Origin of the sequence: Pseudacidovorax intermedius (assembly GCF_003350475.1) — a bacterium.
Classification (GTDB): domain Bacteria; phylum Pseudomonadota; class Gammaproteobacteria; order Burkholderiales; family Burkholderiaceae_C; genus Xenophilus; species Xenophilus intermedius.
Window position 1 is genome coordinate 136599 of sequence record NZ_QQAV01000012.1, and the last position, 21925, is coordinate 158523.

Genomic DNA, 21925 nt, shown 5'->3' on the forward strand with positions numbered 1-21925 from the left:
GCGCGCCAGTCAGCCCGATCGGGCGCTGCGCCGCCCGCGCCACAGATGCCAGGGCAGGGCCGCGGTGACGGCAAGGCCCAGCGCGACATGGGCGACATGCACGCCGTCGCGCCATTCCTCCGCGCCGTAGAGCAGTGCCAGCGCCGTCAGCGCCGCCGCCGCGAACAGGCCCAGGGCGCAGGCCCCGGCAACGCGGTTGCGCCGCGCCTTCCAGGCCACCACCACGTGATGCGGCAACACGCTGCCCAGCGCCACCAGACTGAGCGCACCCGTGAGGCCATGCACGATCCACCATGCCGTGAGCTGCGGCGGCAGCCGGTGCCATGCATCCAGCAGCAGGAACCAGCCCGTGCCCGAGACGGCGCACAGGCCGAGCACCGCGTACAGGCTGCGTCGCTGCCAGCGGGGCAGGCGGCCGATGCGGCTGGCATGCGGCCGGCCGTGCCGCGTCACAGCACCCATCCTTGCGCGCCGAAGGCCGCCAGGCAGTCGCGGGCCTTGGCGCCGCCCAGCGCCAGCACCTTGGTCAGGCCATCGGCCAGCGCGCAGGTGGGCGCCACGACGGTGTAGCTGGCGCCGCCGGCCAGCGCCCGCCCGCTGCGCGGGTCGACGATGGCGGACCGCTGTGGCTGGGCCTGAAGGCGCGCGCCGGCACCCGGCGCCGAGGTGGCGACCGCGCCATCGGCCAGGTCCCCCAGGTGCCTCAGCCGGCCCGGCGCTGACGGATCACGCACATGGATGGGCTGGGGCACCGGGCCCAGCACACGCAGGTCGCCGCCTGCGTTGACCCGGCCCTGGTGGATGCCCGCCGCGCGCAGCGCCGCCACGGCGCGATCCACGGCATGGCCCTTGGCGATGCCGCCCAGGTCGAGGCGCACCGGCGCGCCCACCCGCACCCGCGAGGCAGGCAGGAGTTGCAGGACGCCCTGGCTGGCCCCCGGCCGGCCCGCATCCGCCGCACAGTCGAAAAGCCCCGCGGACGCCTGGTGGAGGCGAGCGGCCAGGGCCAGCACCTCCCAGGTCCAGGGGTCGATCGTCAGCACCGCGCCGGCCGGCGCCGCGGCGATGCGGCAGAGGTCCGAATCCGGCCGGTGCGGCGACATGCGGGCCTCCACGCGTTCGATGGCGGCATAGGCCGCCTCCACAGCGCCGAGCACCTCGGCGGCCGACATGCCGGCCGCCGGCTCGGCCATGACTTCGACATAGGTGCCCATCGCCGGCCGGCAGCGGCGGACAGGGGCCACAGCCGGCACCGGCACGGCCGCGCCATGGCGACCTGCACGACGCGATGGGGCGCGCACTGCCTGGGCGTCAGCGGCCACGCAGCACCAGCCCATACACCGCCAGCACGCGCTTGACGCCATCGGTGAGGTGCTTGGCCGACAGCGTGGCCCCGGAGATGTTCTCCACGTCCTTGCCGAGCTTGAGCGGGGCAGCGCCATCCTTGCCCTCGAACTGGTGCAGCCACTGCGGCTCGGCCACCTCGTAGCCGTAGGACTCGTGGTACTCCAGCACCTCCACGCGGCGCACGCGGCCCTGGCCGTCCAGCGCTACGGCGTAGGTGATCATCTCGTGCTTGCCCACCACCTCGTCCACCACGAACCAGCCGCCATCGGCCGCCTTCCAGATGCGGCTGCCCTGGAAGGGATGGGCCACGGACGAGGCCGCGCGCACCTCGTCCTGCTGGGCGGGCGTAAGCACCACCGGAAAGGCCGCCAGCGACTGGCTGCCGAACAGGTCGCGCTGGGCTTGCTCGACCGACACATAGATGCGTGCCGCCGCGTAGACGGGCGCCGTGGGCGCCAGCGCCGCGCCCAGCGCGGCCAGCGGCAGCAGCGCGGCCGGCTTCCATTGCATGCGCGTCATTACAGCGGGATCCCCAGCTTCACGACCACCTGGTTGCGGCCGTGGTTGTCCCACACCTTGCCCAGCGAGCAATCGGCGGTTCCATCGGCATAGCAGTGGCCGCCGATCTGGTAGCGCCAGGCGGCCGTGACCCACCAGTTGCGCTCGGCGTAGTGGATGTTGGGGCCGATGAAATTGGCCGTCTGCGTGTGCTTGTTGAAGTGGTAGCCGTCGTGGTCGGTGTGGAAGCGACCTTCCACGCCGGCCGTCCACTTGGGCGCGAAGCGGTAGCTGGCGCCGTACAGCAGGTCCGCCATCGAGTTCTTGATGATGCCGGCCGGGTCGTACTTCTCCTTCTCGATCTCCACCAGCAGGTTGGCCGCGAGCACCAGCCGGTCGTCGAGGAAGTTGGACTGCGCGATCAGGCGGAACTCGAGCTCGTCCTCCAGCTTGCCCCAGGTGGGCTCCACGTACAGGCCGATGCCGACGGGCGCGGTGACCGGGTTGGTGATGCGCCAGATGCCTTCGATGGAGGCACCGTCGAAGCGGCGGTAACTGTAGGGATCGCTGGTGTTGGCCGTGCTGGGCACACCGAAACCTGCCGTACAGGGCGTGCGGTCGCACACCTCGGGACTGATGTAGTTGTTGTGCGCGCTGATCGACGCGGCATTCAGGTAGCCGCCGATCTGCAGGTCGTTGGTGACGCCGTACTCCAGCTCTGAGCGGTACAGGCCGAAGTCGTAGCGGCCGGCGGCCTGGCCGTGGGTCACGTCCACCTTCTGCTCGAATTCCGCCGTGCCCTTGGGCTGCAGGTCCAGCGTGTAGACCCAGCCGAAGGCGCCCTCGCCGGCCTGTGCGGGCATGCCCGCCATCGCTGCAGCACCGATTGCGCATGCAGCCGCTGCCCTTTTGATTCGCTTGAACGCTCCCACGAACAACCTCCCGTCAGAGATGAGAAAAGAGAATGCGAGTGATTCTCGAAAACATCACTGACGGAGAACTGAGCGGAAAAAAGCGGCGCGGCAACGGCAGCCATCCGCCCTTGCCCGCTGCCGGGCACAAGCGCTTTGCTGCACCCGCAACCGGCGCCTGCTTCGGCTATCCGGCCGCGGCGAGGAAAGGCATCACGCGCGCCAGCAGCGCCTCGGGGGCCTCTTCGGCGATGTAGTGGCCGCAGGGCAGCGGGCCGCCCTGCACATCCGCCGCCACACGCTGCCATTCGGCCAGGGGCTGGAAGCAGCGGTGCACCACGCCCTCCTCGCCCCACAGCGCCAGCAGCGGCATCGTGAGTTGGCGGCCGGCCTCGCGGTCGGCGCGGTCGTGCTGCAGGTCGATGGTGGCGGCCGCGCGGTAGTCCTCGCAGGTGGCGTGCGCGGCACCGGGCAGCGCGATGCAGCGCTGGTACTCGGCCAAGGCGCGGGGGTCGAAGGGAGCCAGGCCGGCGCTGCGCTTGCCCATCAGGTCGGTGATGTAGCGCGCCGGGTCGGCCTCGATCAGCCGCTCGGGCAGCGGCGCCGGCTGGATCAGGAAGAACCAGTGCCAGTAGGCGCGCGCGAAGGCCTCATTCGTCTGCTCGTACATGGCGAGCGTGGGCGCGATGTCCAGCGTCACCAGGCGGCGCACGGCCTGCGGATGGTCCATGGCCAGCCGGTGGGCCACGCGGGCACCGCGGTCATGCGCGAGGAGGAGGAAGCGGTCGAAGCCCAGCGTGCGCATCAGCGTCACCTGGTCCTGCGCCATGGCGCGCTTGGCGTAGTTGGCGTGGTCGGGCAGACCGGCGGGCTTGGAGGAGTCGCCATAGCCGCGGATGTCTGCCGCGACGAGGGTGTAGTGCTGCGCCAACGTGGGCGCCACCTTGTGCCAGATGGCGCGGGTTTGCGGATGGCCGTGCAGCAGCAGCAGCGGCGGGCCGGAGCCGCCGATGGTGGCGGCGATCTCGATGCCGTCGCCGACGTCGACGCGGCGTTCTTCGAATCCGGGAAAGAGCGGGGTCATGCAGGGGTCTCCTAGGGACAGCCCTGCATGGTAGGCGCGCGCCCCGCGGCGCGCAGCGGGTCAGCGGTAGCGCGGGTCGTTGGGGCGCGCGTCGTAGCGGTTGGGTACGCCATCGCCATCGCGGTCACGGTCGTAGCGGTTGGGCATGCCGTCGCGGTCCCGGTCTCGGTAGGCGCCCGGTGGCGGCCCCGAGGGCGGGGGCGGAGGAGGCGCGACGATGCAGCCGGTCAGGGTGACGGCCAGCAGGCCGAGCAGCAGGGGTGTCTTGATCTTCATGGGGAGGCTCCTTGCGGCGATGCCGCTGGCGGCAGCCTGCCGCCGAGCCCCCAGCCGGTCTGTCGGACGCCGCCGCCCGCGCCCGGCTGACTCAGGCCGACGCGCCGCGGGCCTGCGCCGTCTCGAGCAGCGCAGCAAGCGCTGGCGGCAGGCCCTGGTGCGGCTTGGCCGGCGGTGGCGCCATGCTGCCGCGTCGGGCCGTGCCCGGCTGCAGGCCATGCAGCATCTCGGCCTGCCGCACGGCGCTGGAGACACCGTCGACCACCGGCACCGGCAGCCGTCCAGCCAACTGGCGCGCCAGCCCGGCCAGCGGCGCGCCGGCCAGGATCAGCACATCGGCGCCGTCCTCGGCCACGGCCCGCTCACACAGGGCGAGCAGCGCTTCGGTGTGGTCTTCCTGGATGCCGTCGATGCGCGCCAGCGGCCGGTCGAGCGCGCGGATGCTCGCCAGTCGGCCTTCCAGCCCGTTGGCCTGCACCACCTCGCGGTACCAGGCCTGGATGCGCTGCGAGATGGCGATGATCGAGAAGCGCGGCCCCAGCAGGCACGCACTCGCCAGGGCCGATTCGGTGAGGCCCAGCACCGGCATGGGCAGCACCTCGCGCAGGGCCGCGAGGCCCGGGTCGCCGAAGGCGGCCACGATCACCGCGTCGTGGCCCGCCGCATGCTCGGCTGCGACGTTGGCCGCCGCATAGGCGCCCACCATGGCCTCGAAGCGGGTCTCGATGTAGGCCACGCCGAAAGGCGCGGTACGCAGCGTGAGTTCGGTGCCGGGGCTGGCGCTGCGCGCCGCCTCGCTGCCGATGAGGGCCGTGACGCTGTCGGAGATGTTGGGGTTGATGACGAGGATGCGCATGGGGCCGATCATCCCCGGCGGCGCGGCACCAGCGTGGGCGTGCCGCAGTGCAGGAAGCGCCCTGCGCCCTGGCGGCCGCTGAAGTCCTTGCCGTCCCAGACCACCTCGCCGCGCGACAGCGTCATGCCGGGCCAGGCCGTCAGGTGCATGCCTTCATAGGGCGTGTAGTCCACGTTGTGGTGCAGCTGGGCATTGGTCAGCACGAACTCGCGCTCGTCCCAGATCACGAGGTCGGCATCGGCGCCCACGGCCAGGCTGCCTTTGCGCGGATGCAGGCCGTAGGCCTTGGCCGGGTTCGTGGACGTGAGCTCGACGAACTTCTGCGGCGTGATGCGCCCCGCCATCACACCTTCGGACCACAGCAGCGCCATGCGCGTCTCGATGCCCGGGATGCCGTTGGGAATGTGACGGAAGCCCACTTCCTCGCCACCCGGCTTCTTGCCCTCCGTGCCGTCGAACTTGTAGGGCGCGTGGTCGGACGAGAACACGGTGAACAGGCCATCGGCCAGGCCGTTCCAGATCACCTGCTGGTTGCTCTTGTCCCGCGGCGGCGGGCTGCAGACGCACTTCGCGCCGTGGTAGCTGTCGTCGATGCCCAGGTCCTCGGCGGTGAGGAAGAGGTACTGCGGACAGGTCTCGGCGAAGACGTTCAGGCCGTGGGCGCGGGCCCAGCGGATCTGCTCGACCGCCTCGCGGCCGGAGACATGCACGATGAGGATGGGCACATCCACAAGCTCCGACAGCGCGATGGCGCGGTGCGTGGCCTCGCGCTCCACCAGCATGGGCCGCGCATGCGCATGCCAGCGCGGCGCGGTGCGGCCGGCGGCCTCCAGCCGCTTGCTGAGCCATTCGATGCAGTCGGCGTTCTCGGCATGGATCATGGCCATGGCGCCGTGCTCGCGCGCCACGGACAGCACGTCCAGGATCTGCCCGTCGTCCAGCTTCAGGCTGTCGTAGGTCATGTAGATCTTGAACGAGGTGTAGCCCTTGCGGATCAGCGCCGGCAGTTCTTCTTCGAGCACCGTGGGCGTGGGATCGCTCACGATCAGGTGGAAGGCGTAGTCCACATGCGCTTTGCCTTCCGCGCGCTGGTGGTAATCGGCCACCGCGTCGCGCAGCGACTGGCCCTTGTGCTGCAGCGCGAAGGGAATGACGGTGGTGGTGCCGCCGCAGGCCGCCGAGCGCGTGCCGGTGTCGAAGTCGTCGGCCATCACCACCGGCGGCGGCTCAGGCTGGTCGAGGTGGCAGTGCGCATCGACGCCGCCGGGCGTCACATGGCGGCCGGCCGCGTCGATCTCGCGCGCCCCGGCCGGCAGGTGTTGGCCCAGCTGCACGATGCGGCCGTCCTTCACGGCGATGTCGCAGTCGAAGATATCGCTGGCCGTGACGGCGCGCGCGTTGCGGATGACGAGGTCGAAGGCGGACATGGGATTCGTGTTCAAGAAAAGAGAAAGGTCAGGCAGCCATCCAGCCGCCGTCGACCATGAGTTCGGCGCCGGTGATGAAGCGCGCCTCGGCGCTGGCCAGGAAGAGCACCGCCTCGGCCACGTCCTCGGGCCGGCCCAGGCGCGGCCAGGGCGTGCGGCGGATGGCACGCTCCATCACGACGGGGTCGAGGGCGCGGCCGCCCTGCCCCGTCTGGATCTTGCCGGGGGCCACGGCGTTGCAGGCGATCTGCTCGGCGGCATAGTCGGCGGCAACCTGCCGCGTCATGTAGCCGATGCCGGCCTTGGTCACGCCATAGCCCAGGTCGCCCGGCGCGGCGATCAGACCGTGCTGCGACGACAGGTTGACGATGCGCCCGCGCACCTCGTCGACCACGGGCTGCGTACGCATCTGCCGCACGGCGGCCCGGCTGGCGCGGAAGGCGCCGCCGAGGTTGATGTCGAGCAGGCGCTGCCAGTCGGCGTCTTCCAACTCGGCCAGCGGGCGGGCGTGGCGGATGCAGGCGTTGTTGACCAGCACGTCGAGCCGGCCCTGGCAGCGCACGGCTTCGGCCACGAGCGCATCGACCTGCTCGGTGCGGCTCACGTCGCAGTGCACGAAGCGGGCCTCGCCGCCTTCGGCCTCGATGGCCGCGAGCGTGGGCAAGCCGCCCTCGATGGGCTGCTCGGTGATGTCTGCCACGAGGACGAAGGCACCTTCGGCGGCGAGCCGTCGGGCGATGGCGCGGCCGATGCCGGAGGCGGCGCCGGTGACGATGCAGGACTTGCCGGCCATGCGGCGGGCGGACGTGGGCGTGATCTCAGACATGGGCAGGCGCCGCGCTGCGCTGCAGCCAGGCGAGGAAGTCGGCACCGGCTCGCGGCAGGTCGTAGTGCGGCACGAAGCCGGTATCCCGCCGCAGGGCCGTGATGTCCATGCTGGCGCGGTCGTAGTCGGCGTAGGGCTCGATGTTGGCGGCGTCCCCTTCGGCGGCGATGCCCCAGTCAGCGCTCTCGAAGCCCGGCTGCGTGGCGAGCCAGGCGCACCAGTCGGCCACCGACCATTCGAAGCCGGCGGCCAGGTTGTAGATGGGCTGCGATGGCGCCTCGGTGTCGAGCAGCCCCGCGATGGCGGCGGCCGCATCGCGAACGTAGAGCCAGTCGCGGCGCAGCGGGCGCGGCAGCCGCACCGGTTGACGGGCGCGCAGCAGCCGCAAGGCCTGAAGCGGCGCGCTGGGCGTGTCACGCACGCCGGTGTCGCGCTCCCAGGGGCCGAAGCAGGTGCCCAGGCGGCCGATGCGCAGGTCCATGCCCAGCAGATCGGCCAGACGATATGCGGCCGCTTCGGCCGCCATCTTGGAGATGCCGTACAGCCCCTCTGGCTGCAGCGGCGTGTCGGTCTCATGCAGAGGGCCGGGCAGGCGTCCGCTCGCACCATAGGCGGAGCCGGAGCTGGCCAGCAGCACCCGCTGAACCCCCTGCGCGGCCGCCAGACGCAGCGCTGTCGTCACGGCCACCAGATTGACGGCAAAGATGCATTCGGGCGCGCGCCGTTCGCGCTCGGCCGCCGCGGTCACGGCCGCCAGCAGCACCAGGCGTTGCGGCCGGTGCAGGGCCAGTGCGGCCTCCAGCGCCGCGGCATCGCCCACGTCGCCGCGCAGCGCGGTGAAGCGTCCGGGCAGCGTGGCCAGCGCGCGTTGTGCCGCTTCCGGCAGCGGCGCCACATCCCAGCCGACGACCGTCTCGCCGCGTGCGAGCAGATGCTCCACCAGCGCCAGGCCGACGAAGCCCGCGGCGCCGGTGATGAAGGTGACCGGCACGGTGTCAACCATGCGCGGCAGCGGCCGGGGTGGCCGCGCCCTCGGGCCGCAACAGCTGCAGGATGTGGCGCTTGTAGTCGTTGAAACGCGGACTGGTCGAATCGCGCGGGCGCGGCAGGTCCACCTCGATCAGCTCGCGGATGCGGCCCGGTCGCGCCGACATGACCGCGATGTGCGTGCCCAGCGCCAGCGACTCCTCGATGCCGTGCGTGACGAACACGATGGTGCTCTGGCTGTCGCGCCAGATGCGCACCAGCTCGGCATGCATGTCCATCTTGGTCTGCTCGTCCAGCGCGCCGAAGGGCTCGTCCATCAGGATCACCTCCGGATTCATCAGCAGCGCCCGGGCGATGCCCACCCGCTGGTTCATGCCGCCCGACAGCTCGCTGGGAAAGTGGTTCTCGAAGCCGCGCAACCCCACCATGTCGATGAAGTGCTGCGCCTTCTTGCGCCGCTCGGCCTTGGGCAGGCCGCGCATGGTGAGGTGGAAGGCCACGTTCTCCCACACCGGCAGCCAGGGCATCAGCGTGGGCTGCTGGAAGACCACGCCGCGGTCCACGCCCGGCGCGGTTACCTCCCGGCCGCCCACGGCCACCACGCCCCGCGTGGGATGGTCGAAGCCCGCGATCATGTTCAGGAGCGTGGACTTGCCGCAGCCGCTCGGGCCCAGCAGGCACAGGAATTCGTTGCGCCCCACGCTGAGGCTCACGTCGTCCAGCGCCTTGACGGCGCTGCCGCGGCGCGGGTCCTCGAAATGACGCGAGACGTTCTGGATGGTGATGAGGCTCATGGCTCAGCCTTCCTTCGATTGCAGGGTGGAGCCGCGCTGCCAGCGCAGCACGCGTGCCGACAGCAGCTTGATCAGCAGATCGCTGCAGTAGCCCAGCAGGCCGATGCTGGCCATGGCGGCGATGACGATGTCGTAGCGCAGGAAGTAGTACGAGTCCCAGAGCACATAGCCCACGCCGCTCTTCACGGCCACCATCTCGGCCGTGACGGTCAGCATCCAGGCCGAGCCGATGGCGATGCGCAGGCCCGAGAAGATGCTGGGCAGCGCCGCCGGGAACACGATGTGCCGCAGCAGCAGCCGTGGCGTGCCGCCGGCCATGGCACCCGCGCGCAGCAGGTTGCGGTCGCAGGTCTTCACGCCGTGGATGGTCGACAGCAGCACCGGGAAGAAGGAGCCCAGGAAGACCAGGAAGATGGCCGGCTTGTTGGCGATGCCGAACCAGATGATGGCCAGCGGGATCCACGACACCGGCGGCACCGGCCGCAGCACCTGCAGCAGCGGCTCGATCAGCTTCTCGATGGTGCGCGACCAGCCGATGGCCATGCCGAGGCCGATGCCCAGCGCCGCCGCCAGCGCGAAGCCGGCGAACACGCGGCCGGCGCTGGCCGCCACGTCGAAGATCCAGTGGCCCGAATAGGTCTGCGTGTTGCCATCGGTGCCGATCACCCAGTCGGCCCAGGCCACCAGCACCTGCGAAGGCGCCGGCAGCAGCGCGGGCGGCAGCACGCCCGAGCGGGAGAACAGCTCCCAGCCGATGAGCACCAGGGCCGGCACGATGGCGCGCTCGATGCGCCGGTACAGCCGCTTCCAGGCCGGCATCGCGGCTGTCTGCGCGGCCGCGGGCGCGGCCGGCAGCGTGGTCGTGGAGGAGTCCGCCATCGTCGTCCCACCCATGGCCTCAATAGCCCAGCTGCGACTTGGGCTTGCCCGTCGCGGCTTCCAGGAAGCGGTAGTCGATGTTCTTCTCGACCGCCGCGGTCACGTCGTTGTTGATGTACTTGAGGTCGCGCATCATCTGCGCGATGGCCACGGCCGAGGCGCGGTGGATCTCGTAGTCGGGGTACAGGTTGGCGGCGGCGCCGGTGGCGATGGCCTTGTCCAGGCCGGTCACCTTCTGGATGGTGTCGATGAACAGGCCCTTGTCCTTGGTCATCAGGTCGTTGACCTTGATGATCGAGCGCACGGTCTCTTCCACCGCCTTGGGCTTGCTGGCGATCACGTCGGAGCGGGTGACGATCAGGTTCGTGAGCTTGCCGGCCGCCTGGTCATAGGGATAGGTGAAGAACTTGGCGGCCTTCACTTCGCGGATCTGGGTGGCGAAGGGGTCGACCGAGCAGATCAGCTCCACCTCGCCGCGGCGCAGGGCCTGCACGTGGTCCGACGGGTTGGGGATGTTGATGAACTGGACGTCCTTGTTGATGTCGATGCCCTGCTTGGCGAAGGCGCCGCGCATGTGGATGTCCTGCGCGTTGCCGCGCGAGGCCGCGACGCGGAAGGGCTTGCCCTGGGCCTTGTAGTCGGCGATGACCTTCTTCAGGCCCGCCCAGTCGTTCTCGGCCACAGGCACGTCGTTGCCCACCAGGATCTGCGATCCGCCGTTGATCTGGCCCGAGATGGCGACCACGTCGAAGCCTTTGTCGAGCGCGGTGGCGTAGTGCAGGTAGGTGACCTGGGCGACGTCGATGCTCTTGGACAGCAGGGCTGTGAGCACGTCGTTGCCGGTGTTGAAGCCGGTGGCTTCGAGCTTGACCTTGGAGGCGTCGGCGTTCTGCGGCGTGAGGGCCAGCGGCGTGCAGTGCGCGCACTTGGCGTAGCCGAGCTTGATGGCGTCCTGCGCCTGGCCGGCGAGCGGCAGCAGGGCGGCGGCGGCCACCAGGAGGGGAGCGATGAATTGGCGCATGGGCATTCCCGGAAGGTTGAACAACAGGACCGGTGCGAAACCGGATACCTGCCTTCAAGCAATGGGCGTGCCACTTTGTATCCAATCCGTTCGACCGTTGAATGCACCCTTTCCTTTGAAAAAAGAAGGCGCACCGCCGGAAGACACCGCTCAATTGCGCATCATGATTGGATACAGTTTCTCTTCATGGTGCATCCATGCACCCCTTCGATGCGGCCGTGGCCCTGGTGCGTGCGCCAAAGCAAACGGGCCCCGAAGGGCCCGTCGTCTTGCCGGAAAGCCCCTCGACAGGGGCGGCGCGGTCAGCGCACCGGCGTGGCTACCTCGGACTGGATCTTCCAGGCCTGGCCTTCACGCACGAAGCGCAGCGTCTTGTTGACCACGTCGTTGTAGTCGCTGGAGCGGTAGGTCTGCTTGAAGGAAGCCTGGGCGGCATTGGCGCCATCCGCGCGCACCTGCAGGTCCTCCACCGTCACACTGATCGGGCCGGCCTTGGTCACCCGCGTCGTGCGCAGCGACTTCCAGGCTTCCACACTGCCCTGCTGAGGACGGAAGGTGCTGGAGTAGAAGGCCATGTAGTTGTTCAGGTCCTTGGCCGACCAGGTGCGGGCCCAGGACTGCACCGTGGATGCCACGCCGGAGGTGTCGGGCGCGGTCTGTGCCGGCACCGGCAGCGGGCGCGGTGCGGGCGAGGTCTGGCCGGGGGTGGGCTGCAGCGGCGGCCGGGCAGCCACCACCGCGGCCGTGTCCAGCACCTGCGGCGGCGTCATCTCGGTGCTGCAAAGCACGGCCTCGTCCTCGGCCTGGCCGCCCTCGGGCACCTCGGGCGCATCGACCATCAGCGGCTTCTGGTTCATGGCCGGCAGCAGGCCGTTGGTCTGCTGCAGCACGCGGTAACCGGCCAGCAGGTAGTCGTAGCGGGCGTTGACCACGGCGCGGCGGGCCTGGAACACCTCGTTCTCGGTGTCCAGCAAGTCCAGCAGCGAGCGCTGGCCGATGTCGAACTGCTGGCGGAAGGCCTCGCGCGCCTTCTCGCTGGACAGCTGGTGCTGCTCCAGGTAATTCAGTTGCTCGCGCAGGCGACGCAGGTCGTTGTAGGCGATGGTGGCGGTCTGGCGGATGTTGCGGCAGGCCAGGTCGCGCTGGTCCTGCGCGGCGTAGAAGTTCTCCTGCGCGGCACGGGCCCGGGCATCGTCGGCACCGCCGCGGTAGAGGTTGTAGTTCAGCACCACCTGCACCGAACTGTTCTGCACACGCTGCACGGTATCCAGGCCGGACAGCTGCTTGTCCGTGCCGGTCTGCGCCACGAAGGCCACGGTGGGCGACTTGGCGGCCGTGCGCACGTCCAGGTCGGCACGGGCGGCGCGGATGCCCGACACGGCCGACAGGAAGCCCGGGTTGCGGCGCATGGCCTCGTTCAGCACCTGCTGGGCAGGCGGCAGGTTGGCCGAGGTCTCGGGCACCGGCGCCAGCTGGGCCGCGGGCAGCTGGCCCACCAGGCGCTGGAAGCGCTGGGTCACGTCGTGCAGGTTGGCGCTGTCGGTGAGCCAGTTCGACTGCGACAGGGCGGCGCGCCCCTGGGCCAGTTCCAGGTCCACGCGCTTGCCCACACCGGCCGAGGCACGGCGGTCGAGCTGCTCGCGCGTCTCGTTGTGGAAGCCCCAGTTGTCGGCGGCCAGCCGCTCCAGCTCGCGATAGCGGGCCACGTCGATGTAGGCCTGCACGGCCTGCAGCGCGATCTCGTCGCTGGCAGCCAGGTAGTCGTAGTAGCGGCTCAGCTTGGCAAAGCCGGCGCGGCGCGTGTCGCTGGAGGCGGCGCCGCCGTCGAACAGGGTCTGGCGCAGCTGCAGGTTGGCGCCGGGACGGCTGTAGCTCTGGCTGTCGCTGCCGCTGATGCGGCTGCTCTGGTAACCGGTGAAGGCCTGCAGATCCACCTGGGGACGCAGCGCGCTGCGCGCCACGGCCTGCTCGGCATCGGAAGCCTGGTACATGCGCAGGCGCGCCAGCACCTCAGGATTGCGGTTGATGGCCAGGCCGACGGCATCGCCCAGCGAGGCCGGCGGCAGCGCAGTGGCGGCAGCGGCAGGCGCCACTGCAGGCGTCGGAGCGGACGCCGAGGTGGCAGGCGTCTGGGCGACGGCGACACTGCAGGCCAACAAGGCGGCCACGGCAACGGGGCGGAAGGTCAGCACGGACATACGATCAATCAAGGTCCTGGGTGGATTTGTAAAAAAGATGGCGCGTGTCTGGTTGTTGTCAGGCTTCTTTCGCTCGCGCCGTGCGGCTGCGTGGGCCAGCTGCATCAATCTAATAAATTATTCTACGTAGCGGTAACAGACTGGTTAAGAATGTTGCAACATTCCGCTTACATTCGGAACTTTTCCGCGCTGGACCGCTGACGGGTGCCCTTCCGCTTCCCTTTTTGCGCCCAGCCTGTCGTGTTTACGCAACTCTTCTTCGCCCTGTTGCCCGGCCCGCGCACGCCACCCGTGGCGGGTCGCCGGACATGGGTCGCGCTGCTCCTGGCCGTGCTGCTGGCGCTGGGCGGCCCGGCGGGCGTCCGCGCGTGGGATGCGGCGCTCATGGAGCGCACCATGGTCCAGCGCTACGGCGCCTGGGGCCAGCAGGCCTTCACGGCCTGGCGCACGCTGGTCGACAGTGCCGCCCAGCTCGACGAACGCGAGAAGCTGCGCCGCGTGAACGAACACTGGAACCGCGCCGTGCGCTTCGGCGAGGACATGGAGATCTGGGGCCAGGAGGACTACTGGGCGACGCCGGTCGAGACCCTGGGCCGCGGCCGTGGCGACTGCGAGGACTACGTCATCGGCAAGTACTTCACCCTGCGCGCGATGGGCGTGCCCGAGGAGCGGCTGCGCCTGACCTATGTGCGCGCCCGCGTGGGCGGCGCCACGCAGGCGCACATGGTGCTGAGCTACTACGCCACGCCCGAGGCCATGCCGCTCGTGCTCGACAGCCTGGTCTCCAGCATCATGCCGGCCAGCTCGCGCCCCGATCTCACGCCCGTCTTCAGCTTCAACGCAGAAGGCATCTTTGCCGGTACGGGCAACGCCGCCAGCCATCCGGTGGACCGGCTCACCCGCTGGCGCGACGTGCTCGCGCGCATGCGTGCCGAGGGCTCGATCCCATGACCTTCCCCTGCCCTGCCGGCGCCCGCTTCTGCTGCCGGCAACGTCCCCTCCAAGGAGAAATCCCGTGTCCCTCTTGAGACGACTCTGGCTCAGCGTGCTGCTGGCCATGTTCGCGGTGCTGCTGGGCACCTGGGCCGTCAGCATCGCCACGTCGCGGCTGTACCTGCAGCAGCAGCTGCTCGCGCAGGGGGCGGACGCGGCCGTCTCACTGGCGATGTCCATCTCCCAGCAGGGCGAGGATCCGGCCATGGCCGAGACGCTGGTCAATGCCCTGTTCGACAGCGGCCACTTCCAGCAGGTGCGCTACACCGACGTCAAGGGCCAGGTGGTCGTCGACCGCAACCGCGGCGCCGTTCAGCCGGGGGCGGACGTGCCGGCATGGTTCTCGCGCCTGCTGCCGCTGCAGGCCACGCCCGGCGAGGCGCTGGTGAGCAATGGCTGGCAGCAGGCGGGCCGGGTGACGGTGATCGCCAGCACCCAGTACGCCTATGTGGCGCTGTGGCGAGGCACCCTGCTGCTGGGCGCCCTGCTGGCGCTGACCGGCCTGCTGTGGGGCCTGGGCATCACGGCGCTGGTGCGCTGGCTGCGTCGTCCGCTCAAGCACATGGCCGACCAGGCCGACGCGGTCGGCAACGGCCAGTTCCACACCATCGAGGAGCCGCGCGTGATCGAACTGCGCAGCGTGGCGCGCGCCCTCAACCGCATGGTGGCGCGGGTGCATGCCATGTTCACCGAGCAGGCGGCGCAGATCCGCCGGCTGCATGCCGAAGCCACGCGCGATCCGGTGAGCCGCCTGCCCAACCGCGAGTTCTTCATGGGCGCGCTGCGCAATGCCCTGGACGACGAGGCCGAGGACCCGGCCGGCGGCCTGCTGCTGCTGCGCGTGGGCAACCTGATGGCGCTGAACCGGCAGATCGGCCGCGAGCGCGCGGACCGCTGGCTGGCCGCCGTGGCCAAGGTCCTCGCCGGCGTGCTGCCGGTCGAGGGCGACCGGGTGCTGGCCCGCCTGAACGGTGCCGACTTCGCCTACCTCTGGCCGGGCGGCAGCGCGGCCGAGCTGGCCGAACTCGCGGCCCGAGCCCATGCCGCCGTGCTGTCGCTGCAGGACGCGCGCGACGGCAGCCTGCCCACGGGCTTCGCGCCGCCCACTTCCGGCCTTGCGCCCCTGCCCACCGGATTCGGCGCCCTGCCCAGCGACTTCGGGGCGCTGGCGGTCGGCGAGCCGGCGTCGGGCGCGGCGGCCTCGGGCTGGGCCGATACCGGGGCACGCCTGCCGGCCGCCCAGGTCGATGTGGCCCACGGCCACTGGCACCGCGGCGAAAGCCCGGGCGACGTGATGGGACGGCTGGACGCCGCGCTGATGCAGGCCGAGGGCGCCGTGCGCGGCATCGCCGAGGCGGCGGAGCCCGGCAGCGAGCTGCCGGTGATCGGCGAAAGCGGATGGGACGCGCTGCTGCAGCAGGCCCTGCAGGAGCAGCGCTTCACCCTGGTCTTCTACCCCGTCTGCCAGACCGACGGCCGCCTGATCCACCATGAGGCCATGCTGCGCATGACGCCGCCCCCGGACGCGCCCGAAGGCAGCGCGCTGCTGTCGGCCGGCCAGTTCATGCCCGCCGCCCTGCGCCTGGGCTGGGTGCAGGAATGCGACCTGATCGCCACCCGCCTGGCCCTGGACAGCCTGCAGCGCCAGCCGGGGCCGCTGGCGGTCAACCTCTCGCCGCGCTCGCTGCTGGAGCCCAGCTTCCTGCCGCGCCTGGACACGCTGCTGCGCAGCCATCCGGCCGAATGCAACTGGCTGTCCTTCGAACTGAGCGAGCGCGGGCTCGAAGAGCATGTGGACGCCCTGGCCATGCTCGCGCAGGTGCTGGCGCGCCACGGCTGCCGCCTGGGTGTGGAGCACTTCGGCCGGCAGCTGGCGCTGCTGCCGCGGCTGCACGAGTTGCAGCTGCACTACCTGAAGATCGACGGCTCCTTCGTGGCCAGCGTGGAAAGCAGCGAAGGCTACCGCCGCCTGGTGCAGGCCATGGTGGAAGTGGCACGCGGCCTGGGCGTGGAGGCCTATGCGGAGCAGGTGTCTTCGGCCGGCCAATGGCGCGCGCTGGCCGGCCTCGGCATCGGCGGCGTGACCGGGCCGGCCGTGACGCGCTACCTCAACCGCTGAATCCGACCCGCTGAAACGTCGGGCTGGGCGGCGGCGACGCGGCCGGGCCGGGCCGGGCCGCGCAAGCGTTGTGCGCACGACCGTCCAAGGCATCCGAGCGCACCCGCGCGTCTCGCAAAAAAAAGCAGCCCCCGCGAGGGGGCTGCTTTGCTTGGGGGCCTTCGCCGATCAGTCGGTGATCAGCTTGCCCTGGTTCAGCAGGTTCTGGATGATGGCCGCGTCGGTGAGCGAGTTGTTGGCCGTCAGGTCCACATTGCTCAGCACGATCTGCTGGGTCACCGCACCGCCGGCCGCGCCCTCGTGCTTCACGTCGATCACCGTGTCGCTGCCCGACTTGGTGAAGTGCAGGAAGCTGCCCAGGTTGCCGACGCCAGTGGTGTGGTTCTCGCCCTGGAGCAGGTCGCGCAGGTCGAGCACGTCGCCACCGTTGGCCTTGGAGGCCGTGCCGAAGTCCGTGACGATGTCGCGCGCCGGCGTGGCCGACGTGCCTTGGTCGCCCAGCTTCCACACGAAGGTGTCGGCACCGGCGCCGCCGGTCAGCACGTCGTTGCCCGAGCCGCCGCGGATCGTGTCCGCACCGTCGCCGCCGCGGATCGAGTCGTCGCCAGCGCCGCCGTTGATGACGTCGTTGCCGGTGCTGCCCACGATGCGGTCGCCATGGTCGGTGCCCGTGTAGTCCTGGCCCGTGGTGGACGTCAGCTGGATCTCGGACGGCGCCTCGATCCTGATCGTCACCGTCGAAGTGGCGGTGTCGCCGTCCTTGTCGGTCACGGTGTAGCTGAAGTTCTGCGTCACCGACTGCCCGGGCGCCAGCGTGTCGCGGGTGGCACGGTTGACCTCGAAGTCGTAGGTGCCGTCGGCATTGGCCTTCATCGTGCCGTACTGGCTCGTCAGGTCGCCCCAGGTCACGCTGGCCAGCCCGTCGGCACCCGCCTGCGCATCCACCTGGCCGGTGATGTGCGGCAGCGCATCGGTCGAGCTGATGCTGCCCCACAGGCTGTAGGTGTTGCTGGCCTGCTCGTCGGTGTAGATCGTGTTGACCAAGTTGCCGCTGGCGTCCTTGAAGCCCTCCACCCGGAAGGTGTAGCTCTGGATGCCGACCTGCACGATCACGTCCTGCGCCGGCAGGCTGATGATGTCGCGCGAGGCCACCGGGTCGTTGCCGTTGGGCGTCTCGGTGTGGTCGAACAGCACGTTGAAGCTCACCGCCGTCACCACGCCGTTGATCACCACGTTGGCGGACATGGTCATCGTCACCTTGTCCAGCGTGGACGAGCCGCTGTTGATCGGCCAGTTGTCGTGCGTGAAGTCGGCCAGCTTGAAGGGCGTGCCAGCCTTGATGGCGGTGCCCGTGGCGCTGGTGTAGCCGATGTTGTCCACCAGCGTGTAGCCCGACTGGCCGCTGCCGCTGGCCGGAGAGCCCCAGCTGATCTTGTCGACCAGGCTGTCGTTGTCGGTGTTGGACTGGCTGGTCTGGCGGGTGCCGTTGTCGAACACCGGGTTGATCCAGCCGCCCTGCAGCGAGTTGATGCTGATGCTGTCCGCACGCACGAAGCCGGTGGCCGTGCTGTTGGCGGCGACAGGGCTGTCGTCCTCCACGCGCACCGTCAGGCTGCCGGTGGTGGCGGTGGTGCCGTCGCTGACGCGCACGCCGACGTTGAACTGGCTCACGTCCTCCTGGCCCTTGACGGGCTGGTCGAGCGGCTTGCTCAGCGTGACGGTGTAGGCGCCGTCGTTGCCGATGGCGACGCGGATGGCCTCGGTGCCCGTGGCGCTGCCGATGTGACCGATCAGCTCCTGCGTGCCGGCGCCGGTCCAGACGATGGACTGGCCACCCGAGGTGAGGGCCGTCGTGGGCGCCACCAGCGTCACGGCCAGCGTATCGCCGTCGATGTCGCCGATCACCACGTTGCCCGTCGCGGTGCGTGCGTTGGTGGTGTCGGTGTTGCCCGTGGTGTCGGGGATGCCGCCCGGCAGGCCCTCTTCCGAGACGGCCGCCACGGCACCCGCCTGGATGGTGGGCGCGTTGTTGGTGCCGCCGATGGAGATCACCAGTTGCGCCGTCTCGGTCTTGCCGGCTTCGCCGGTGACGGTGTAGGTGAAGGTGTCCGTCACCGTCTTGTTGCTCGGCAGGCCGCTGGCGTTGTCGGCCACGTAGGTGTAGCTGCCGTCGGCATTGAGCGTGAGCTTGCCGTACTGGCCGGTCAGCGTCTGGCCGGGCGCGGCGGTGGCGGTGGCAGCCACGCTGGTCGCGTCGCCGCCGGTGTGCACGCCGGTGACCACCAGGCCGGTGCCCACGTCCTTGCCGCCGGAATCGGCGCCGCTCTGGATCACGCCATTGGCCGCGGAGACGGTCAGGGTCGCACCGCTCTTGACCCTGCCGACGTCGTCGTAGGCAACGATGGGCGCATTGGTCTCGGTGTCGCTGCCGGTGCCGGTGGTGGTGGCCGTCGGCACCGTGTCATACACGGTGGCCACGGCCGTGACGGAGAGGTCGCCGGTGTACGAGGCCGGCACCGACAGGGTCAGGCCGGTGATGGTCACCGCATGGGTCACCGGATCGACGTTCACCGTGTAGCCGCCATTGCTCGTGAGCGGCAGCGTCCAGGTGCCATCGGCATTGGCCGTGCCGGCCGACAGCGTCGCCCCCGCAGGCACGCGCAGCACCACGCCGCTGACGAACTCGGAGTTGTCCACGTCGCTCGGCGTGACGGTGACCGTCACCGGCACCGTCTCGCCCACCACATAGCTGACCTTGTTGATCACGTAGTCGTCATTGGTGCCCGGGGCCGCGAATTCGATGCGGCTGATCAGCGCGCCGGTGTCGCTCTTGACCGTGATCGACGGATCGATCAGGTCGGTCACCCCCGTCACCACGCCGCCACCGATCACCTTGCCCGTCGCGTCGTACAGCGTGTAGCTGGCATGCTCGGTCGGGTTCAGGTACGAGAAGGTCAGCGTCGCGCTGGAGGCTGCCTTGTCGAAGGCGATGGACAGCTTCTCGGACTTGCCGGACTGGTAGCCCAGCTCGGTGTCGGCACCGTTGCTGGCCGCACCCGCCACGCCGAAGCCCACCACGCCGCCACCGTTGATGAAGCTGATGGTGCCCGGGGTGCCGTCCAGCTTGGTCGCCGTCACCTTGAAGCCCTGGTCGGTGGAGCCCGCGTTCTGGCTGGTCACCGTCACCTGGGTGGCCACGGGCGTGCCGACATCCACCACCACCTTGGGCGTGTCCGCCACCGGCGCGATGGTCACGTTCACCGTCGTGGTGGCCGTGCCGCCCGCCCCGTCGCTCACCGTCACGGTGAAGCTGTCGTTGCCGGCGTAGTCCTTGGTGGGCGTGTACGTGTAGCTGCCGTCGGCATTGACGACCACGGTGCCATGCGCCGGGTTGCTGCCCTTGGCATAGCTGAGGTTGTCGCCATCCACATCGGTGGCCACCACCTTGCCGGTGACGGGCGTGTCCTCCTGGGTTGCCGTGCTGTAGTTGGTCGGCAGCACCGGGTTGTCGTTGACCGGGTCGATGCCGATGGTCACCGTCGAGGTGGCCGTGCCGCCCTTTCCGTCGCTGACCGTCACGGTGAAGCTGTCGCTGCCGTTGTAGTCCTTGCCGGGGGTGTAGGTGTAGCTGCCGTCGGCGTTGACCGTCACGCTGCCGTGCGCCGGATCGCTGCCCTTGGTGTAGCTCAGCGTGTCGCCGTCCACGTCGCTGCCCACCACCTTGCCGCTGACCGGCTTGTCTTCCTGGGTCGTCAGCTCGTAGTTGGGCACCGTGGGCGCGTCGTTGGACGGCGTGATGCCGATGGTCACGGTCGAGATGGCGGTGCCACCGTTGCCGTCGCTCACCGTCACGGTGAAGCTGTCGCTGCCGTTGTAGTCCTTGCCCGGGGTGTAGGTGTAGCTGCCGTCGGCGTTGACGACCACCGTGCCGTTCTTCGGATCGCTGCCCTTGGTGTAGCTCAGCGTGTCGCCGTCCACGTCGCTGCCCACGACCTTGCCGCTGATGGGCGTGTCTTCCGGCGTGGTCAGGCTGTAGTTCGGCGCCGTGGGCGCATCGTTGACCGGCGTGACGGTGATGAACACCGTCGAGGTCGCCGTGCCGCCGTTGCCGTCGCTCACCGTCACGGTGAAGCTGTCCTTGCCGTTGTAGTCCTGGCTGGGCGTGTAGGTGTAGCTGCCGTCGGTGTTGACGGTGACCGTGCCATGCGCCGGGTCACTGCTCTTGGCGAAGGTCAGCGTGTCGCCGTCCACATCGGTGGCGGCCACCTTGCCGCTGATCGGCGTGTCTTCGGGCGTGACCAGGCTGTAGTTCTTGGTCGTCGGATCGAAGCTCTGGCCCGGCACGTTGGGCACGTCGGTGGGCACCGGCGGATCGTTCACCGGCGTGATGTTCATCGTCACCTTGGCGGTGTCGGTGCCGCCCCGGCCGTCGTCCACCGTGTACTGGAAGTCGACCTTGCCGTTGAAGTCCTTGTTGGGCGTGAAGGTCAGCGTGCCGTCGGTGTTCAGACTCAGCAGACCGTCGGCCAGCGCCACCGGCTTGCCGACGGTGATCGGCTGGCCGTTGATGGCGGTGATGGTCAGCGCGTCGCCATCCGGATCCACGTCGTTGGAGCGCGGATCGAAGGTCAGCGGCGCGTCCTCGAAGCCCGTGACCACGTTGTCCAGCGCGTTCGGCGGGTCGTTCACGCTGTCCACCACGATGTTGACGGTGGCGATGTCGCGTGCCGTGCCGTCGCTCACCGTGTAGGTGAAGCTGGCCGGGCCGTTGTAGCCCGCATCGGGGTTGAAGGTGATGGTGCCGTTGGCATTGAGCGTGGCGGTGCCATGCTCGACCGCGATGGCCTGGCCCACGGTGGCGGCCTTGCCGTCGATCTGCGTCACGGTCAGCGCTTCGCCGTCCACGTCCGTGTCATTGGTCAGCACGCTGATGGTGACGGCCGTGTCTTCCGGCGTGGTGGCCGAATCGTCCACCGCCACGGGCGCGTCGTTGGCGCCCGTCACCGTGAGCGTCAGCGTCGTGGTCGAGGTGGCGCCCGAAGGATCCGTGACCGTGTAGCTGAAGACGTCCTTGGCGCTCTCGCCATCGTCCAGGCCTTGCGCGGCTGCATTGGGCGCATAGGTGTAGCTGCCATCGGCATTGAGGGTCAGCGTGCCCCACTGGCCCTGGATCGGGCTGCCGGCATCGACCGACGCGCCATTGAAGCCGACCTTGACCACCGACAGCGTGTCGCCGTCCTCGTCGCGGTCGTTGGCCAGCACGCCGCCCACCGTGCCCACCTTGAGCACCAGATCCTCGCTGGTGATGTTGGTGTCGGGCACCGCCACGGGTGCGTCGTTGACGCCGCCCACGGTGATCGACACCGTGGCGGTCGACGTGCCGCCGTTGCCGTCGCTGATGGTGTAGGTGAAGCTGTCGGCGCCGTTGTAGTCCAGGCTGGGGGTGTAGACCGGGTTACCGTCCGCGCCCAGGGTCACGGTGCCGTGCGAGGGCTGCGTGAAGCCGATGATGCTCAGCGGGTCGCCGTCCACGTCGGTGTCGTTGCGCAGCACCGGGATGGAGATCGGCGTGTCCTCGGCGGTGTTCACCGCGTCGTCCACCGCCTTCGGCGCGTCGTTGACGGGCGTGACCTCGACGTTGACCGTCGCCGTCACCGGCGTGCGGCCGTCCGTCGCCGTGTACGTGAAGCTCAGGCTGCCGTTGTAGTC

The 21925-nt window shown here is 69.8% G+C and carries 17 protein-coding genes; 2 read left to right on the top strand and 15 right to left on the bottom strand.

Annotated elements, in window-relative coordinates; translation table 11 throughout:
* Nucleotides 1-9: 9 nt before the first annotated feature.
* From DFR41_RS23290 to DFR41_RS23355, 14 genes are all read right to left on the bottom strand, one after another.
* Nucleotides 10-453, bottom strand: a complete 444-nt coding sequence (locus DFR41_RS23290; RefSeq protein ID WP_114804468.1) for a hypothetical protein — start codon at nucleotides 451-453, stop codon at nucleotides 10-12.
* Nucleotides 450-1214, bottom strand: coding sequence for an FAD:protein FMN transferase (locus tag DFR41_RS23295; RefSeq protein WP_170159450.1), 765 nt, complete (start codon nucleotides 1212-1214; stop codon nucleotides 450-452). The genes DFR41_RS23290 and DFR41_RS23295 overlap by 4 nt, the downstream gene beginning before the upstream one ends.
* Nucleotides 1215-1311: 97 nt before the next feature.
* The gene (locus tag DFR41_RS23300) at nucleotides 1312-1866 is read right to left on the bottom strand and encodes an FMN-binding protein (protein WP_425326725.1); all 555 of its coding nucleotides are present in this window, start codon (nucleotides 1864-1866) and stop codon (nucleotides 1312-1314) included.
* Nucleotides 1866-2708: a DUF6662 family protein gene (locus DFR41_RS23305; RefSeq protein ID WP_211322649.1), complete on the bottom strand. Its 843-nt coding sequence runs from the start codon at nucleotides 2706-2708 to the stop codon at nucleotides 1866-1868. The genes DFR41_RS23300 and DFR41_RS23305 overlap by 1 nt, the downstream gene beginning before the upstream one ends.
* 235 nt (nucleotides 2709-2943) lie before the next feature.
* Nucleotides 2944-3840, bottom strand: a complete 897-nt coding sequence (locus DFR41_RS23310) for an alpha/beta fold hydrolase (RefSeq protein WP_114804471.1) — start codon at nucleotides 3838-3840, stop codon at nucleotides 2944-2946.
* A 60-nt stretch (nucleotides 3841-3900) separates the two neighbouring features.
* Complete coding sequence (locus DFR41_RS23315; RefSeq protein ID WP_017762240.1) at nucleotides 3901-4116, bottom strand: hypothetical protein; 216 nt, start codon at nucleotides 4114-4116, stop codon at nucleotides 3901-3903.
* A gap of 91 nt (nucleotides 4117-4207) precedes the next feature.
* Complete coding sequence (locus tag DFR41_RS23320) at nucleotides 4208-4972, bottom strand: aspartate/glutamate racemase family protein (RefSeq protein ID WP_114804488.1); 765 nt, start codon at nucleotides 4970-4972, stop codon at nucleotides 4208-4210.
* An 8-nt stretch (nucleotides 4973-4980) separates the two neighbouring features.
* Nucleotides 4981-6399 (bottom strand): dihydropyrimidinase, encoded by a 1419-nt coding sequence (gene hydA, locus DFR41_RS23325; protein ID WP_114804472.1) that lies wholly within the window; start codon nucleotides 6397-6399, stop codon nucleotides 4981-4983.
* A gap of 28 nt (nucleotides 6400-6427) precedes the next feature.
* The gene (locus DFR41_RS23330) at nucleotides 6428-7225 is read right to left on the bottom strand and encodes an SDR family NAD(P)-dependent oxidoreductase (RefSeq protein WP_244917852.1); all 798 of its coding nucleotides are present in this window, start codon (nucleotides 7223-7225) and stop codon (nucleotides 6428-6430) included.
* Complete coding sequence (locus DFR41_RS23335; protein ID WP_114804473.1) at nucleotides 7218-8228, bottom strand: NAD-dependent epimerase/dehydratase family protein; 1011 nt, start codon at nucleotides 8226-8228, stop codon at nucleotides 7218-7220. The genes DFR41_RS23330 and DFR41_RS23335 overlap by 8 nt, the downstream gene beginning before the upstream one ends.
* Nucleotides 8221-9006, bottom strand: coding sequence for an ABC transporter ATP-binding protein (locus DFR41_RS23340; protein ID WP_114804474.1), 786 nt, complete (start codon nucleotides 9004-9006; stop codon nucleotides 8221-8223). The genes DFR41_RS23335 and DFR41_RS23340 overlap by 8 nt, the downstream gene beginning before the upstream one ends.
* 3 nt (nucleotides 9007-9009) lie before the next feature.
* The gene (locus tag DFR41_RS23345) at nucleotides 9010-9825 is read right to left on the bottom strand and encodes an ABC transporter permease (protein ID WP_114804490.1); all 816 of its coding nucleotides are present in this window, start codon (nucleotides 9823-9825) and stop codon (nucleotides 9010-9012) included.
* Between the two features lie 79 nt (nucleotides 9826-9904).
* Complete coding sequence (locus DFR41_RS23350) at nucleotides 9905-10906, bottom strand: ABC transporter substrate-binding protein (protein WP_244917853.1); 1002 nt, start codon at nucleotides 10904-10906, stop codon at nucleotides 9905-9907.
* Between the two features lie 302 nt (nucleotides 10907-11208).
* Nucleotides 11209-13104: a TolC family outer membrane protein gene (locus tag DFR41_RS23355; RefSeq protein WP_170159451.1), complete on the bottom strand. Its 1896-nt coding sequence runs from the start codon at nucleotides 13102-13104 to the stop codon at nucleotides 11209-11211.
* Between the two features lie 267 nt (nucleotides 13105-13371).
* On the opposite strand from DFR41_RS23355, the gene DFR41_RS23360 reads away from it, so the two are divergent.
* Together DFR41_RS23360 and DFR41_RS23365 are read left to right on the top strand one after the other, a co-directional pair.
* Entirely contained in the window at nucleotides 13372-14055 is a 684-nt protein-coding gene (locus DFR41_RS23360) for a transglutaminase-like cysteine peptidase (protein WP_425326727.1), read from the top strand.
* Nucleotides 14056-14119: 64 nt separating this feature from the next.
* Nucleotides 14120-16216, top strand: coding sequence for an EAL domain-containing protein (locus tag DFR41_RS23365; RefSeq protein WP_147284419.1), 2097 nt, complete (start codon nucleotides 14120-14122; stop codon nucleotides 16214-16216).
* Nucleotides 16217-16384: 168 nt separating this feature from the next.
* Here DFR41_RS23365 and DFR41_RS23370 read toward each other — a convergent pair.
* The coding region (locus DFR41_RS23370) for an Ig-like domain-containing protein (protein WP_114804477.1) at nucleotides 16385-21925 on the bottom strand (5541 nt) is incomplete at its 5' end.

Excerpts from the sequence above, each read along its gene's own strand:
- DFR41_RS23300 (WP_425326725.1), bottom strand. The coding sequence starts at position 1,866 with ATGACGCGCATGCAATGGAAGCCGGCCGCGCTGCTGCCGCTGGCCGCG.
- DFR41_RS23335 (WP_114804473.1), bottom strand. The coding sequence starts at position 8,228 with ATGGTTGACACCGTGCCGGTCACCTTCATCACCGGCGCCGCGGGCTTC.
- DFR41_RS23340 (WP_114804474.1), bottom strand. The coding sequence starts at position 9,006 with ATGAGCCTCATCACCATCCAGAACGTCTCGCGTCATTTCGAGGACCCG.
- DFR41_RS23305 (WP_211322649.1), bottom strand. The coding sequence starts at position 2,708 with ATGCCCGCACAGGCCGGCGAGGGCGCCTTCGGCTGGGTCTACACGCTG.
- DFR41_RS23350 (WP_244917853.1), bottom strand. The coding sequence starts at position 10,906 with ATGCGCCAATTCATCGCTCCCCTCCTGGTGGCCGCCGCCGCCCTGCTG.
- DFR41_RS23355 (WP_170159451.1), bottom strand. The coding sequence starts at position 13,104 with ATGTCCGTGCTGACCTTCCGCCCCGTTGCCGTGGCCGCCTTGTTGGCC.
- DFR41_RS23345 (WP_114804490.1), bottom strand. The coding sequence starts at position 9,825 with ATGCCGGCCTGGAAGCGGCTGTACCGGCGCATCGAGCGCGCCATCGTG.
- DFR41_RS23295 (WP_170159450.1), bottom strand. The coding sequence starts at position 1,214 with ATGGGCACCTATGTCGAAGTCATGGCCGAGCCGGCGGCCGGCATGTCG.
- DFR41_RS23320 (WP_114804488.1), bottom strand. The coding sequence starts at position 4,972 with ATGCGCATCCTCGTCATCAACCCCAACATCTCCGACAGCGTCACGGCC.
- DFR41_RS23310 (WP_114804471.1), bottom strand. The coding sequence starts at position 3,840 with ATGACCCCGCTCTTTCCCGGATTCGAAGAACGCCGCGTCGACGTCGGC.
- DFR41_RS23315 (WP_017762240.1), bottom strand. The coding sequence starts at position 4,116 with ATGAAGATCAAGACACCCCTGCTGCTCGGCCTGCTGGCCGTCACCCTG.
- hydA (WP_114804472.1), bottom strand. The coding sequence starts at position 6,399 with ATGTCCGCCTTCGACCTCGTCATCCGCAACGCGCGCGCCGTCACGGCC.
- DFR41_RS23330 (WP_244917852.1), bottom strand. The coding sequence starts at position 7,225 with ATGTCTGAGATCACGCCCACGTCCGCCCGCCGCATGGCCGGCAAGTCC.